The sequence below is a fragment of the Clostridium sp. UBA2485 genome (assembly GCF_002341865.1).
Lineage (GTDB): Bacteria > Bacillota > Clostridia > Clostridiales > Clostridiaceae > Clostridium_J.
The window spans coordinates 34529-50433 of record NZ_DDOV01000062.1 but is presented as its reverse complement, the minus strand read 5'-3'; the positions used below and the strand labels follow the sequence as shown (position 1 = coordinate 50433).

The following is a 15905-nucleotide window of genomic DNA, read 5'->3' as shown; positions in this document are numbered from 1 at the left end:
AAGGGGAATTAATTATGAAAAGAAAAGTTTTAACAGTTTTAATATCGGCAATACTTTGTATATCGCTGGTAGGGTGTAATAAGTCTACAGGAGGAGATTCAAAACAAGCTAAAAATGAAATTAAAAAAACAGATACTACAAAAGAAAATGCAGAAAGAAAATTTGAAGAGTTAGGAATTAAATTCAAGCTTCCTAATAAGTGGGAAGCGAAAGAAAGAAATATAGATATGTATGGAACCTTACCAGAAGAAAATGTAGAAGGACAGCTAATCATTAGTTTTATACTTGATGAGACTATGGATAAGGCACAAAAATTAAATAAGGATTCAGAGAAAATTCCAGAAACAGACAAAGCAAAAATCAAAGAAATTGCAGCAGAAATTATGGATTTAACTAAAGAGTTTAAAGAATTATGTACTGTAGTAAGTATAGATAAGAACAAAGCAGAAGGCAAAGTTCAAAAAGAATTATTCTCAAAATATGAAAATAAGGATTTAATAGGTAAAGAGGGTAACCTTGAGTTTTATTTATTATATAATAATAAACCTGATACTAATGGTTTATTAGAAAAATCTAAGAAAGACTATGAAGAAATACATGGAGAAATTAAAAAATTTAAAAGTTTAATTAAAGTATTTAAACCAGTATCGGAAAAAGAAAAATTAAGCAAATATAAGAAATTCGAATTTAAAACTAAAACTATAGATGGTAAAGAAATAGATAGTAGTATTTTAAAAGATAGTAAACTTACAATGGTAAATATATGGGCTACATATTGTGGACCATGTATAGAAGAAATGCCTGATATTCAAAAGCTTTATGAGGAAGTTAAGGGTGAAAAAATTAATGTGATTGGTCTTATTTCAGATACACCAGATGAAGACAATGAAGAATTAGCTAAGAAAATTTTATCAAAAAAAGCTGTAAAGTATACTAATATTATTCCAGATGAGAGTATTAAAAATAACATATTAAAAGATATTTCAGGAGTTCCTACTACATTTTTTGTTGATAGTGAAGGAAATATTATTGGAGATTTTTTAGTAGGCTCTAATAGCAAAGAAGAGTTTAAGAAAGAAATTGAAGATAGATTAAAAGACATACAATAACAAAGTACCTACCTCATCTTACAATAGGTGAGGTAGGTAGCAAAATTAGAATTCATATATCAATAAAGGATGTGAAATCTATGAATATAAGTAAATTCAATAAAAATAAAAGTGAAGTATTTATAAAATATAGTATCTTAATTATGAGTATTTTATTCATTTTTACTGGAATATATAGAAATGAAGTGAGAATTGTATTAAAAAAAGCAATAAACATATGTCTGGAGTGTATAGGAATTGGATAAAAGAAGAATAACACAAATTATTGCAGCTATAACCACAAATGCAAATATAAATGGATTTTTAAAAGGTAATATATTTAAAGGAAATACAAAAAAAATCTGTGTTCCAGGTCTAAACTGTTATTCTTGCCCTGGAGCTATAGGATCTTGCCCTATAGGCTCTTTGCAGGCTGTCATTGGAACTGTAAGGTATAATTTTTCATTATATGTAGTTGGACTTATGTCTTTATTTGGTATTATATTTGGTAGATTTATATGTGGGTGGTTATGTCCCTTTGGTCTTATTCAGGATTTATTATATAAAATACCGTCTAAAAAGATAAGAGTAAATCAAAAAGTAAATAATGTACTTAAATATCTAAAATATATTATATTAGCATTATTTGTTATAATATTACCTATGTTTTTAGTAAATGAATTTGGAATAAGTCCTCCTTATTTTTGTGAATATATATGTCCAGCAGGAACACTAGAAGGTGGGATACCGTTAATTTCATTAAATAAACCTTTAAGAGGAGCTATAGGATACTTATTTGCCTGGAAGATATTTTTGCTAATTATCATTATTATAGCATCAATATTTATATATAGACCGTTTTGTAGATATATATGTCCATTAGGAGCATTTTACTCATTATTTAATAGAGTAAGTTTCTATAAATATGAGGTAGATAAAAATAAATGTACAAGCTGTAATGCTTGCACATATAAATGTAAAATGAATATAGAAGTTTATAAAAATCCTAATAGCTCTGAATGTATTAGATGTGGGGAGTGTATAAAAATATGTCCTACAAAATCTATAAAAAAGAATTTAAATTTTAAAATCTCAAATATGAATAAGCTAAAATCCAATGAGGTTGATGTAATTAAGAGATCTATGGTAAAAAATAGGCATTAAAAAAGTAGATAATGAATTAAAATGAAATCAATATAGTTTAAGTCAATCTACAAGAACAAGAAGTTGAAATTATATCTAAAAAATAAGAATAATAAAGTTTTAATTAATATAAAAGTTATTGTATAGATTAAATATAAAACATTATAAAAATTGGGTTTCCTATGCTATACGTATGAAAGAGTCAAGGCCGAATGATGTAATAGACTTTAAATCAGTTATTGCTCCTCCATTAGTAGATTTTGTTGTTAAATATAATAAAAATAATCAAGAAGCGAATCTGATGGTCTTTAATATTAAAAATTAAGACTAAAAATCTAATTCAATTTAGATAATAAAAGAATATTAGATGTAGTATCTTTAATATTAATTTTACTGCATCTAATATTTTTTTATTAACAATATTTAGCTATTAACATAATATAAGTATATAAATAGATAATTGTATATGTATAGAACTATTATTGCTTATTTTTTAGAACGTATATTGACAACATATAGATAATAATCTATATTATATACATAGACAGCCATCTATGTAATGATTGATTAAAGTTAATTTAAGGTATGAATAATATTTAAAAATAGTTGAAATGTTATACGATTTAAACAAATAAATATTGTTACTTATGCAGATAAAAATACATCTGTAAAAATAAATTTTATTTAATAGAAGGAGTGAATTAATATGAAAAGAATGATTATATTTGACCCAGCTATGTGCTGTTCGACAGGGGTTTGTGGCCCAAGTGTAGATCCAGAATTATTAAGAGTTTCAACTGTATTAAACAATTTGAAAAACAAAGGAATATTAATTGAGAGGTATAACCTTACTAGCAATCCGCAGATATTTGTTGATAATAAAGTAATAAATGAAATTTTAAACAGACATGGAGTAGAGGTGCTTCCAGTAATAATGGTGGATGGTGAGGTTGTAAAAACAAAAGCTTATCCAACTAATGAGGAATTTTCTAAATTACTAGATATACCAGAAGATTATTTAAAAACTACAATCAAAATAAAATCTAATAATTGTTGTTGTGATGGTGGATGTTGTTAATATAGAAAAGAGGGATACAAATGTTTAGGAACTTTAAAGTATCAGATATAAATCTAACTAAGTATTTATTTTTTACTGGAAAAGGAGGAGTTGGGAAAACTTCAACAGCATGTGCAACGGCAGTAGCCTTAGCTGATGAAGGTAAGAAGATTATGCTCATAAGCACTGACCCAGCTTCAAATCTTCAAGATGTTTTTAATACTGAACTGACTAATAAAGGTGTCGCTATAAAAGAAGTGGAAAATCTAGTTGTTGCGAATTTTGATCCTGAGGAAGCAGCCGCTGAATATAGAGAAAGTGTAATAGCTCCATATAGAGGAAAATTACCGCAAACTGTTATAAATAATATGGAAGAACAACTTTCAGGCTCATGTACTGTTGAAATAGCTGCATTTAATGAGTTTTCAAGTTTTATAACTGATGAAAAAGCAGAAGAAGAATATGATCATATTATATTTGATACAGCCCCAACAGGTCATACTCTTAGAATGCTTCAACTTCCTTCTGCTTGGAGTAATTTTATTAGTGAAAACACTCATGGTGCATCATGTCTTGGGCAGCTTTCAGGATTAGAAAGTAAAAAAGAAGTTTATAAAAGTGCTGTTGCTACTCTAGCTAATAAAGATAAAACTACCCTTATTCTTGTATCACGCCCAGAGGCTTCACCATTAAAAGAAGCTGAAAGAGCATCTAAAGAACTTCAAGATATAGGAGTTAACAATCAAATTTTAGTTATAAATGGAGTGCTTAAAGAATATGATGATTCCCTTTCAACTGCTATTTATAATAAACAACAGGATGCATTAAAGAATATACCGGAAGGAATTAAAAATATTGAAGCCTTTGAAATTCCATTAAGGCCTTATAATGTAACAGGTATTGAAAATGTAAGAGCATTTTTAAAAGAAAGCAATGTTAGATTTAACAGTGAAGAGTTAAATGTTACTGACATTTCTAATTTAAATAATGTAATAGAGGACTTATATACCAATGACAAAAAAGTAATATTTACGATGGGTAAAGGTGGAGTAGGCAAAACTACTATAGCTGCTGCAATTGCATTGGAACTTAATAAAAAAGGTAAGAAAGTTCATTTGACAACTACTGATCCAGCAGCACATTTAAAGTTTGTGTTAGAAGATGATTGTGGTATTACATTAAGTAATATTGATGAAAAGAAAGAGCTTGAAAAGTATAAGGAAGAGGTACTAAGTAAAGCTAGGGAAACCATGAGTGGAGATGATATTGCTTATATAGAAGAAGATTTAAGATCTCCTTGTACTCAAGAGATTGCAGTGTTTAGGGCATTTGCTGAAATAGTAGAAAGGTCGGAAAATGAAGTTGTAGTTATTGATACTGCACCAACAGGTCACACACTGTTACTATTAGATTCAACTCAAAGCTATCATAGAGAGATACAACGCTCACAAGGGGATATTCCAGAGTCTGTTAAAAAACTTTTACCTAAACTAAGAGATGAAAAGGAAACAGAGGTTATTATTGTAACACTTGCTGAAACAACTCCGGTTTATGAAGCTATGAGATTGCAAAAAGATTTAGAGAGAGCTGACATAAACAGTAAATGGTGGGTAATTAATTCAAGTTTCTATGCAGCTAATACAACTAATAATATTTTAAAAGTAAAAGCAAGTAATGAGGTGCAATGGATAAATAAAGTTAATGAAATATCAAAAGGAAACTTTGCACTTATAGAATGGATGCCAGAAGAAATAAAAGGAGATAAACTTTATCGGTTAATCGATTAGAACTAAAATTCCACTACAAAACAATAAAAAATCTTTGTAGTGGAATTTTAAAAATAATAAATCAGATAGGAATTATTTTATAGAAATATAATTATATAAAAAAATAAAATGTTTCAGTAAAAGGAGTGATAAGTATGAGTAAAGAGAAAGCATCTGGAATAGGATTTTTTGAAAGATATCTAACAATATGGGTTATAGCTTGTATGGTTTTAGGTGTGCTTATTGGAAAGTTTATTCCTGCTATTCCAGACTTTTTAAATAAGTTTGAGTATGCTAATGTTTCTATTCCAATAGCAATACTTATTTGGTTAATGATTTATCCTATGATGATGAAAGTAGATTTTCAAAGTATTAAGAATGTGAGAAAAAATCCAAAGGGGCTATTTGTAACATGGGTTACTAATTGGCTTATTAAGCCATTTACTATGTTTGGTATAGCATCATTGTTTTTTTATGTAATATTTAAAGGATTAATTCCTGCAAATCTTGCAAAGGATTATCTTGCAGGAGCAGTATTATTAGGAGCAGCACCATGTACTGCTATGGTTTTTGTATGGAGCCACCTTACAAAAGGAGATCCTGCATATACAGTTGTGCAAGTAGCAACTAATGATCTTATTATTCTTATCGCATTTATACCTATTGTTAAATTCTTATTGGGAATAAGTGATATATCAGTACCATGGAATACACTTATTTTATCAGTTGTTCTTTTTGTAGTTATTCCATTATTAGGAGGTATTTTAACAAGAATATTTATTACTAAAAACAAGGGAAAAGAGTATTTTGAAAAGGAGTTTATTCCTAAATTCAATAATATAACAGTGATAGGATTACTTTTAACTTTAATAATTATATTCTCATTCCAAGGGGATGTAATTATTGAAAATCCATTACACATTATTTTAATTGCAATACCACTTATTATACAGACTTTCTTAATTTTCTTTATTGCTTATATAGCAAGTAGAATACTAAAGCTACCACATAATGTTGCAGCACCTGCAGGTATGATTGGAGCATCTAATTTCTTTGAATTATCTGTAGCAGTAGCAATTGCATTATTTGGAACAACATCACCAGTAGCACTTGCTACAATTGTGGGAGTTCTTGTAGAAGTACCTGTAATGTTGATACTTGTTAAGATTGCTAATAATACAACTGAATGGTTTCCTAAATAAGTAGATGGTATGATAAACAGGATATAACATTTTAATTAAAAACCCACTGTTTAATACAGTGGGCTTTTAATACAGTGATTATTGACACAATATGTGGGAAAGGATATATTAAGAAGATATAAACATCTATATAAAAGAGGTGATTAAATGAGCTTAAATTATGAAGAAAATTCAAAGATTATCAAGGCTGTGTCTGATCCAAATAGATTAAAAATAATTGATATTCTATCCTGTGGGGAAAAGTGTGCTTGTGATATATTAGAGTATTTCAATTTTACGCAACCAACACTATCTCATCACATGAAAGTATTAATTGATTGTGGTCTCGTAGATTCTAGAAAAGAGGGCATCTGGAATTATTATTCATTAAACAGGTCTAACTGTAATAAATTAGTGTTATTCTTTATGAATCTTATAACAGATACGGATGATTGTATATGTAAAGATAAATCAAAATGTGAATGCAAATAAAAGGTAGAAATTTTTATGAGGATTTTAGTTATAGGAGCTGTAGCAGCTGGAACTTCAGCAGCTACAGCCCATAGAAATGACGATAAAGTCGAGATAATTATATATGAGAAAGATAAAGACATATCTAGTAAAGAGGTTGAAAATCTAATAAATGAGGGAGAAGAGGTTCAGATTGTTGATGCAAGAGTAAATAAACAATATAATGAATCTCATGTGGATACAGCAATAAACATATCACATAGTAATCTTAGAGATGAAGTTGATACTTTAAATAAAGATATTTTAACAATAACATACTGCAATAAAGGAGTAACTGGAAATGCAACTCAAAATATATTAATTAACCATGGTTTTAAAGAGGTATATAATCTTTCAGGAGGACATAAATTTTATAAAGAAACTAAATAGATTAATATATTAAAGTATACATAGAAAAGAAATGCACCAACTTTTGTGTCATTCTACAAAAATAAAGGATTTTACCTCTCTTTTGTAGAATATTTATGTCGTGAAATGTAAGTTTCACGACATTATCATATATTTTGGAGGAAAACATGAATTATAATAATAATTATAAACTTAAGTATGAATCATCTAATTTTAATAAGCTTCCCCCTTTTGTTAAGGATTACTTAAATTATCTTTTAACTGTTAAAGGTGTATCTAAAAATACTATAACTGCATATACTTCTGATTTGACTCTTTTTTTGAAGTTTTTAAAAATACATAAAAATCTCTTACCTATTAATTTTGATGGTGATTTTGATAATATACCAGTTAATGACATTGACCTTTCTGTTTTAAAAGATCTTACACTAACGGATTTTTATAGCTATCTCTCCTTTTTAGAGAAAGAAAGAAATAATAGATCAAGTGCTAAAGCTAGAAAAGTTGCTTCGCTAAAGTCATTCTTCAATTATCTAACTACAAAAGCAAAGTTATTACCTATTAATATAACTGTAGACTTAGAGTCCCCTAAGCTTGGTAAAAGAAGTCCTGTATATTTAACTTTAGATGAAAGTAAAGATCTATTACAAGCTGCACAAAATAGAGAAAAAAATTCTGAAAGAGATTATTGTATTATAACCCTATTTTTAAATTGTGGTTTAAGACTTTCTGAACTTTGTAGTATAGATATATCTAAAATTAAAGGAGATACTTTAACCATAATTGGTAAAGGAAATAAAGAAAGAACTATATATTTAAATAAAGCTTCATTAAAGGCAATAAATCGTTATATGCCATATAGGAATGAAATTAATTTTAGAGTTGATAAAGAAGATAAAGATGCCCTATTTATTAGTGGTAAATATAGAAGGATAAATAAAAGAACTGTTGAACGTATAGTAAAAAAATATGTAGGATTAGCAGGACTTGATAAGGATAAATATACTCCACATAAGCTTCGTCATACTTCTGCTACATTAATGCATAAGCACGGGAAGGTAGATGTTAGAACACTTCAGCAAATATTAGGTCATGAAAATATTGCAACTACTCAAATTTATACCCATGTTGATGATGAGAGGCTTAGAACTGCTATAAATAAGAATCCCCTTTCAGATGAAGATTAGAATACTATAAAATTAGGACTAAAAAAGTATAAGTAGATGCCTTTTTGGTCCTTTTAAAAACTATCTTTTATATATAGTCTATTTTGAAATGGTTGATTCCCCTACCCTAATCAACTTTAGCACTGGATAATTTATTTAAAATTTAGGCTATGTTTAAGAATCAACTATCTGTCCGCCATTTTAAGCATTACTTTAATAGTTGGAATGTTACTTTTGTATGGAAATAACTTTATATCGTTATAACCAAAGGAGATACATTTCTTTAATAATTTCTTAAACAGGATATTTCCATAACCCTTTCCACGGTATAGTTTACTAACTGCGTACCCTAAATTACCGACGCCTATACTTTCTAAATACTTACTTGACCTATGTCTAATTCTTTCTATACCAACAGGGTTATCATCAATGTATAAGAAGTAGGTTGTTTCTGGAATCCATCCATCAGTTTAATATGACTTTATAAAAGACCTGCTAAAGTAAGTTAATTATTTTAGTAGCAATTTTAGTAGCAATTTTAATCCTATTCGTAACTCTAAGTAGTTTTTTTACTTATAATAAACTTTGTTAGAAAAATTGATAATACCTTATATAATTTTAAAAATGGGAACAAATGTTCAACCTTCCTATTCTTAGCTATTTTTTTAATAGTATAACTAAATATTTAGCTATAATCTCCATAAAGTGATCAATTGAGCAACTTTGAACATATGTTCGTAGTGCGTTAGAATAATACTAACTTCTTTAATGATATAAAGATGAAACATCCATACCTTACATAATGTAAGTGATAAATTTGTTGTTGATAACCATAATTTAAATGCTACCTTTAAAATATGATAAATACATGTTAAAGGTAGCATAAATACATCTTTATTAAATTAAAAATAGCTTCATTCTTAATGCTTCAAAATAATCACTACAAGTAAATTCTATAGTATTATTATCTTTTAATTTTACATTAGGATAAAAGCTTGCTTTATAAGCATCTGTATGACGATTATAGCAAATTTCTACTTTAAATTCTTCAGGCATTTTTCCTAAGAAAGATTCTTTATTATAATTTTTAATAGTATTCTCAACGGTTTCTTTAATTTTCTCTTCTACTAATACTGGGTGTAAATGTTTTGCCCCAGCACCTATCCCTTCTTTAACTGCTAAACCTTTTATATTTGGATTAGTATTATTAACATCTTTAATTAACTCCTTATCTCCAGATACAAAGATTACTGGAACTCCTAAAGAAAGAGCTGTATAATAATTTAATTTAAATTCACTTGCTAGTTCATTATTTAATTTTATATATCTAATTTTATTGCTACTTATTGTGTGGGCTAATGGGTTACCATTAAATCCAGCACCACAATGGTATCCAATAAATAGAACTCCATCAAAACTTTCATCTAAGCCTTCCATCATACTATAAGGATGATCATACCATCCATTTATTAATTCAGTTTCTTTAGGTAAAAGTTCATGAATTATATTTCTAGCTGAATCATGTGCATCTTTAATTATAATTTCTTTAGCACCAGACTTAAGTGCGCCCTCAGCAGCAGCCTTTACTTCTTTTGTCATTTGTAATTGAAACGTTCTATAATCACTATGATTTTTATTTGTTTCTGTCCAGTCTACTATACCAGAAACTCCTTCTATGTCTGCGCTTATAAATAATTTCAAAATAATCCCTCCTTTTTTAAATATACTTATTCCATTATGGAGGGATATAGTCCTTTATTTATAATGTGATTTTTATTATGTATTTTTTATAAATAATATATTTCAAATTTATAATTTATTAGTTGGTTTTGGATTCATACCAATTTCCAAACTTTTTTATACAACTATCCTCTTTTAAATTGTCATATGCTATAAAATCCTCTTCAGTAAATTCTGCCAGTGTTTTATTGAAATTTTTTGGTTTAAATATGTACCATAAATCAGACCATTTATTTTTATTATCTTTACCCTGTATACTTTTCGAAATTATTCCTGGAGATTTGCTTTCAAAAAAATTCATATTTACTCCATCGTAATATGCCAAGCAAGATCTAAATTCACAATATCTATCCTCTACTACATACATAAGTTTTAATAGTCCTTTTATTCCTATAGTTTCTAACATATGATTAACATATGCTTTAGGAAAGCCATTTAACTCATTTATAAAAAATCCTGAATCTAATGATATACATGGTTTATTTACAATTTTATATGCCTGTAAAACCTTTTGCTTGGCTATTTCTTTTATATCATCACTTCTTGGCTCAATTAACTCAGCGTTATAGGCTAAAACTACTATGTTTTTTAATTCCCTTTGCGCAGAAGCAATTTTCCCTCTATTAGTTGTTACAAAAATAATTTCCTTCATTGTATCTCACTCCACCTCTTTAGTTATACATATCTCATAAAAATTAATGAGTTTAAAATTAATTACAATTATAGCATAGGAATATAGATAAAATAAATTTATTATTATGAGGAATTATAAAATACTATTCTAAAATATGGTAAATCATGATAAGATGATGTATAGTAATAACGTAATTATAAAGTGTTACGAAGTAAAATAATCTATAGTTTTTATAGGAAACATTTTTTACTTTTTTAGTTTAAATGGAGGGGGAAATTTATGAAGGTTATATTTTTAGATATAGATGGAGTTCTTAATTCGGAAGAATTTTTGAAGAATAACCAAGATGAAGTAATTGATAGAAATAATGTAAATGTTTTAAAAAACATAATTGATAAAACAGGCGCAGTTATTGTTATCTCTTCTGGCTGGAGATTATGGTTTGATGAAAATATGATGCCTAAAGATGGATATTCACAATGCTTATATGATATTTTCTGTGAGTTTGATATAAAGTTATTTGGGAAAACACCTGATTTCAGCACCGAAGAAATCCGGACTAAAAAAACTTTTAGTCATGTAAAAGCCAAAGAAATTATTGCCTGGTTAAGCGAACATAAAACCGTTGACAAATATGTTGTGTTAGATGATTTAGATTTGAATAATGAAGAAATTAACTCGCATTTAGTTAGAACAAATGCTATGGTTGGTATTACTGAAGAGGATGGAAAACGTGCAATTGATATGATTAACTTATGAAAATGATTTTGTTATAATAAAAATTACCATAGCTAACATAGTTAAAATATAATAAAGAAAACCAGGTTTTTATAATAAAATAATAATTATAAGAACCAGGTAAAATTATCACATAACATATTTAGAACTGTGATATTAAAAGAATATTAACCATCGCCTCTTTAATTTGTGTTGTTTTTTAAAAAAGTTATATATACGAATATCATCTATGTCTACACCATTATCATTAATTAATAAACGATTATGAGGATTTTCATCATCAAGTTTAAATACTGGAAATTTATCTGAAACACGCATGGATGAAGCTAGTGAGAAAAGTGTTCCTATATATATTCTTTCATCTCCAATCATAACTACACAATTTTGATGTATACCACCACCAATTACTGGAGACATTTTGAAATCTTTTTTAAAGTTTATTATATGTTTTTTCCAGTCATAGTTAGCTATATTTTCATCTGTTATAATTGGTGATTCTTCTAATGTTAAATCATTTATATCTTTTTCCATTCCTTCTATAGTTTCATCTCTGTCAACTAAATAAATTGCAAATTTTTCTTTAGAATTGTTGTTATTATTACTTTTTTCAATATTGAAAGAAACTATTATAAGGATTATTAATGATAAAACTAATAAAAACTTCTTCATAATTAACCTCGATTATATAATCTGTGTATATTAAGGATATATTCAATATTGAACTTCTTATGACCTTTATTTTAATTTTAAATTTTTATTAATTATCAGAAGTAACCTTATTTACTATCAGATTAATATAAATTCATGAAAAATAGATCCACCTCTAGATGGCCTATTCTCAGCCTCTATATTCCCAATAGCTTGAATTATTACATAAAAAATATATCAAGCTCATTTATTAATAATAGGATATTTTGATAAAAATATTTATTTTTAGAAAAGTATTAGACTTATACATAAAATAAAAACAAGAGTACTACAACTCTTGCTGATAAATAATATAAGAAAGTTGTGTAGCAAGCTCTACATGTTATCAATTCCAAGGTAATCTTTTCTAAATGCATCGATTGAATCATAGGTAAGTACTTGCAGCTGTAATTTATCATAATCTTTCTTATATAACTGCATTGCTTCTTCAAATGCATTGGTAAAAGAATTTAGGTCATTTGCTTGAAAATGTTTCATTAGATTAATAGAGATAGTACCGTATTCACTATGCATTAAATCATAAAAATTCTGGCAACTAACACCAGAAGAAAAAGCTAGAAATATATCTGTATGATCTGCTGCATATTGTATTTTATTTTTCCAGTTTGACCAGATTTCTTCATATGTTCCTTTAAGATTGTCTTTTGTTGGAACTGCTTTTTTCAATGTTTCTTCTTCTATTTCATCTTACATATCTTTAACTGTTTTAATTAATTTTGTAGTAGCTTCTTTAATATCAAACACTGATGTTGCATACATAACCTCATTAAAATACTGCTGAAAATATTTTGGAACACGTTTCATAGCAAGCATTTCTTCCAAATAATGCTTAACTCCAAGTTTAAAATAGCTATGATTCAGAAAGCATACAGTATTGGTCAAGTGAGAGATAACATCTCCGGATAATTGTCTTATAGCACCTATTTCTTCCTCAAACATCATTTTACCATATGTAAGAGTAGCATTATCTAGATGTTTCTTCGCTTTTTCAAGAATTTCTGTAGTCATAGGACTGTTTATAATATTTAGAGTCTTTTGCCTTAGCTGTATAAATCGTTCCATATGTTGAGGTTCCCTGCAATAGACAATATCAACATCGATAAATTGTGATATAAATGTATCATCAAATGATGCGATTCTCTCAAGTTTTGCCCATGTTTAACCATAGAAATCATATCCAATGCCATCTAATATAAAACATGTTGAAAATCCTCACCCTTTTTCATTATTTAAAACTACTAATAAATCCAAATCTGATTTTTCATGAAAATCGCCAGTAAAAAAGGAACCAAAAACACCAATCAAATCGATATCATCTTGATATTCTTCCTGAACCTTCTGTATTACAATATCTATCAATTCTTTATTCTTTTGTTTCAGTTGATTTACTGCACTATTATTCATTTTTTTATCCTCCTAACATACAAAATCAGCTTTTATACCTATTTATTCTTTTTATAAGATTTACTTTAATAAAATAATTTTACAATATAAGTAAATAGATTGAAATGTAAAGAACTATTCTGAACTAATTTGTACACTAGTGTTATGTTCTTTATATAGCGCAAAGTATATCCTAAATTTTATTTCTTCGTTGACCATATCCCTAATAGGGATAGCATCAACATTTCGATAAAATCCACTCTAAGGACCAACATGGGTAATTACTCTGTAAATCACCACAATTAAAGTATAGTGATTCTTTGTATGTAATGGTATAATTTAGTTATGTACAATACAATGTTACATATGAAAGCTGTAAAACAACTCAATAAATAGTAATTTGACGAGGAGATTATTTATATAATGGGAGGGTAAAAAATGTCAATAATTAAAGGTTTAGAAAACACATTTAACTCTGTTTTCACTGAATACGACAAGTGGCGTCCGGATTATGTTAAAGAGCTATATGATGATATTTTTGATGTAAAAGAAATAAATCCGTCAAGCAATGTGCTTGAGGTTGGAATAGGAACTGGACAAGCTACGTTGCCAATACTTAAAACAGGTTGTAGTTTAACTGCAATTGAATTAGGTGACCAATTAGCGGAATTTTCAAAACATAAGTTTAAAGATTATAATAAATTTAATGTTAAAAATTTTGCATTTCAAGATTTTGAGTGCCCTCCTAATTCATTTGACCTAATCTTTTCAGCAACAGCCTTTCACTGGATTCCTGAAGATATAGGATATACCAAAGTATTTGATATACTAAAAAGCGGTGGTGTTTTTGCACGATTTGCTAATCACCCATATAAAGATAAGAAACGCAATAACATTCATATTGCATTTGAAAAATATATATGAAAAGTATATGCCAGGTTCATTAGGTGGAGATGAATATAGCGAGGAAAATGCCAAAAATATAGCTAACATAGCATACAAATATGGATTTATAGATGTAAGTTATAGACTCTATCATAGAACAAGAACTTTTACAGCCGACGAATATACATCATTATTAGGTACTTATTCAGACCATATTGCTATTGAACAAACGACAAGAATGAAATTTTTTGATGAAATAAGAGAAGCAATTAATGATAACGCCGGTATTATTACTATATACGATACAATAGATTTACAACTTGCAAGAAAACCATAACTTCCTGTTATGAGCATAACAGGAAGTTCGCTAAATTCCAATTTGTAGAGTTGATGTAATATAATTTTAGGTTCAGTTGTGTCGTATCATTCTTATATTACTCATCAACAAGAATTGAAATGCTCTTGTTTTTATTTTTATAAAAGCACCATAAACGGTCGTTTTAAGAACTAGAAGAATTTGATATTCTTTTAGTTCTTTATCAAATGTTATTCTTTATTTCCAAGCAGTAATTTTCTTATAATTTCCGCATCCTCCTGTCTTTTATTTAATAGTTCCATTATTTTGTTGTTTAGTTCATCTTCCCTATTCTTTAGTTCCTCCTTGTGTTTTTCTTCAATTAATAATATCTTTTTACTTGTTTCAAGTTGTTGCTTTTCTATTTCAAAATTAAATTTTTCCTTATTTTTATTATTAAGTTCTTCTATATCTCTTTGAAATCTTTCTTTTATTTCTTTTAACTCTTTATCTTTGTTTAAAAGTTTAATCTCTATTTCCTCTAATTTAGACTTTAATACAGAATTATCATTATTTAAGTTTAATAAATCACTTTTTAAAGTTTCTATCTCTTCCTCTTTTTCAGTTATAGTTTGTAATGATGACTTAGCTGAAGTTAATTCATTGTTTAAGTGATTATTCTTTTCTTGCAACATATTATTTAATTCTTTTGTTTGAGCTAGATTTTCTTTAACTTCTTTAATAATTTCTTCTTTTTTCTTTACTTCCTCATTTAGCTTAAAAATTTTCTTGTTTTCTTCTCTAATAGATGCCAATTCTTCCTTAAGTTTTTGAATTTCTAAATTTTTCTTCGATAATTGATCTTTATTTGTATTGCCTAGTTCTCCAATTTTTATTTTAGCTTTTTCCATAGAATTTATATAGATGTCTACAATCCTAGAAGTTATATCTTGTAGTTCAGTTATATCATCTGAAATATTTAAATTGCTATCTTTTATGGAGTTTAATTCATAGAACTTTATAACTTGTTCCATAAACTCCTTGTTATTTATGCCCTCCTTTTGGGCTAATTCATTGAATTTTGACTTTAAATCGTCATTTATTCTTACGCTAAAAGTTGTATCCATAATTTCCTCCTGAAATGTTTACTTATTTTATTAAATATTTACACGTAAACATATTAAATATACTTGTAAACTTAATGTTTACAAGTATATTATACCATGGATTTAGAATAAAATG

At 27.5% G+C, this 15905-nt stretch carries 20 protein-coding genes and 1 pseudogene; 13 read left to right on the top strand and 8 right to left on the bottom strand.

Annotated elements, in window-relative coordinates:
- Positions 1-14 precede the first annotated feature (14 nt).
- The 10 genes and pseudogenes from B3603_RS13290 to B3603_RS13245 all read left to right on the top strand — a co-directional run bounded on the left by B3603_RS13290 (position 15) and on the right by B3603_RS13245 (position 8301).
- Positions 15-1109: a TlpA family protein disulfide reductase gene (locus B3603_RS13290; protein WP_291565685.1), complete on the top strand. Its 1095-nt coding sequence runs from the start codon at positions 15-17 to the stop codon at positions 1107-1109.
- 80 nt (positions 1110-1189) lie between these two features.
- Positions 1190-1354, top strand: a complete 165-nt coding sequence (locus B3603_RS23135) for a CD1871A family CXXC motif-containing protein (protein WP_349676819.1) — start codon at positions 1190-1192, stop codon at positions 1352-1354.
- Entirely contained in the window at positions 1347-2252 is a 906-nt protein-coding gene (locus B3603_RS13280) for a 4Fe-4S binding protein (protein ID WP_291565683.1), read from the top strand. Before B3603_RS23135 ends, B3603_RS13280 begins: the two co-directional genes overlap by 8 nt.
- 172 nt (positions 2253-2424) lie before the next feature.
- Complete coding sequence (locus B3603_RS13275) at positions 2425-2556, top strand: hypothetical protein (protein WP_291565681.1); 132 nt, start codon at positions 2425-2427, stop codon at positions 2554-2556.
- 381 nt (positions 2557-2937) lie between these two features.
- A complete protein-coding gene (gene arsD / locus B3603_RS13270; RefSeq protein WP_291565679.1) occupies positions 2938-3309 on the top strand; it encodes an arsenite efflux transporter metallochaperone ArsD in 372 nt (123 codons plus the stop codon).
- Between the two features lie 20 nt (positions 3310-3329).
- The gene (gene arsA / locus B3603_RS13265) at positions 3330-5075 is read left to right on the top strand and encodes an arsenical pump-driving ATPase (RefSeq protein WP_291565677.1); all 1746 of its coding nucleotides are present in this window, start codon (positions 3330-3332) and stop codon (positions 5073-5075) included.
- A 134-nt stretch (positions 5076-5209) separates the two neighbouring features.
- Positions 5210-6256 carry an ACR3 family arsenite efflux transporter gene (gene arsB / locus B3603_RS13260; RefSeq protein ID WP_291565675.1) on the top strand — a complete coding sequence of 349 codons (1047 nt, stop codon included), beginning with the start codon at positions 5210-5212 and terminating at the stop codon, positions 6254-6256.
- A gap of 147 nt (positions 6257-6403) precedes the next feature.
- Positions 6404-6727 carry an ArsR/SmtB family transcription factor gene (locus tag B3603_RS13255; RefSeq protein WP_291565673.1) on the top strand — a complete coding sequence of 108 codons (324 nt, stop codon included), beginning with the start codon at positions 6404-6406 and terminating at the stop codon, positions 6725-6727.
- A 120-nt stretch (positions 6728-6847) separates the two neighbouring features.
- Positions 6848-7135, top strand: a pseudogene (locus tag B3603_RS13250) (rhodanese-like domain-containing protein); the annotation flags it as partial.
- A gap of 146 nt (positions 7136-7281) precedes the next feature.
- Positions 7282-8301 carry a tyrosine recombinase XerC gene (locus B3603_RS13245; RefSeq protein WP_291565669.1) on the top strand — a complete coding sequence of 340 codons (1020 nt, stop codon included), beginning with the start codon at positions 7282-7284 and terminating at the stop codon, positions 8299-8301.
- 164 nt (positions 8302-8465) lie between these two features.
- Here B3603_RS13245 and B3603_RS23265 read toward each other — a convergent pair whose 3' ends face one another.
- The 3 genes from B3603_RS23265 to B3603_RS13235 all read right to left on the bottom strand — a co-directional run bounded on the left by B3603_RS23265 (position 8466) and on the right by B3603_RS13235 (position 10672).
- A complete protein-coding gene (locus B3603_RS23265) occupies positions 8466-8738 on the bottom strand; it encodes a GNAT family N-acetyltransferase (RefSeq protein ID WP_396152212.1) in 273 nt (90 codons plus the stop codon).
- A 439-nt stretch (positions 8739-9177) separates the two neighbouring features.
- Positions 9178-9981 (bottom strand): M55 family metallopeptidase, encoded by an 804-nt coding sequence (locus tag B3603_RS13240; RefSeq protein ID WP_291565667.1) that lies wholly within the window; start codon positions 9979-9981, stop codon positions 9178-9180.
- A gap of 118 nt (positions 9982-10099) precedes the next feature.
- Positions 10100-10672, bottom strand: a complete 573-nt coding sequence (locus B3603_RS13235) for a non-canonical purine NTP pyrophosphatase (RefSeq protein WP_291565665.1) — start codon at positions 10670-10672, stop codon at positions 10100-10102.
- Between the two features lie 261 nt (positions 10673-10933).
- Between B3603_RS13235 and B3603_RS13230 the strand changes: the two genes are divergently transcribed.
- Complete coding sequence (locus B3603_RS13230; protein WP_291565662.1) at positions 10934-11413, top strand: HAD domain-containing protein; 480 nt, start codon at positions 10934-10936, stop codon at positions 11411-11413.
- Between the two features lie 135 nt (positions 11414-11548).
- On the opposite strand, the gene B3603_RS13225 is transcribed toward B3603_RS13230, so the two are convergent.
- The 4 genes from B3603_RS13225 to B3603_RS13210 all read right to left on the bottom strand — a co-directional run bounded on the left by B3603_RS13225 (position 11549) and on the right by B3603_RS13210 (position 13504).
- A complete protein-coding gene (locus B3603_RS13225) occupies positions 11549-12061 on the bottom strand; it encodes a hypothetical protein (RefSeq protein WP_291565659.1) in 513 nt (170 codons plus the stop codon).
- Positions 12062-12415: 354 nt separating this feature from the next.
- Complete coding sequence (locus tag B3603_RS13220) at positions 12416-12766, bottom strand: hypothetical protein (protein WP_291565657.1); 351 nt, start codon at positions 12764-12766, stop codon at positions 12416-12418.
- 21 nt (positions 12767-12787) lie between these two features.
- Complete coding sequence (locus B3603_RS13215; RefSeq protein WP_291565655.1) at positions 12788-13162, bottom strand: hypothetical protein; 375 nt, start codon at positions 13160-13162, stop codon at positions 12788-12790.
- Positions 13163-13312: 150 nt separating this feature from the next.
- Positions 13313-13504 carry a nucleotidyltransferase family protein gene (locus B3603_RS13210; protein ID WP_291565653.1) on the bottom strand — a complete coding sequence of 64 codons (192 nt, stop codon included), beginning with the start codon at positions 13502-13504 and terminating at the stop codon, positions 13313-13315.
- A gap of 417 nt (positions 13505-13921) precedes the next feature.
- On the opposite strand from B3603_RS13210, the gene B3603_RS23130 reads away from it, so the two are divergent.
- Positions 13922-14407: a class I SAM-dependent methyltransferase gene (locus B3603_RS23130; protein ID WP_312573424.1), complete on the top strand. Its 486-nt coding sequence runs from the start codon at positions 13922-13924 to the stop codon at positions 14405-14407.
- Complete coding sequence (locus B3603_RS23125; protein ID WP_349676818.1) at positions 14391-14705, top strand: hypothetical protein; 315 nt, start codon at positions 14391-14393, stop codon at positions 14703-14705. The genes B3603_RS23130 and B3603_RS23125 overlap by 17 nt, the downstream gene beginning before the upstream one ends.
- Positions 14706-14914: 209 nt before the next feature.
- Here the strand turns inward: B3603_RS23125 and B3603_RS13200 are convergent, their stop codons facing one another.
- Positions 14915-15790 (bottom strand): ribbon-helix-helix protein, CopG family, encoded by an 876-nt coding sequence (locus B3603_RS13200; RefSeq protein WP_291565652.1) that lies wholly within the window; start codon positions 15788-15790, stop codon positions 14915-14917.
- Positions 15791-15905: the final 115 nt, after the last annotated feature.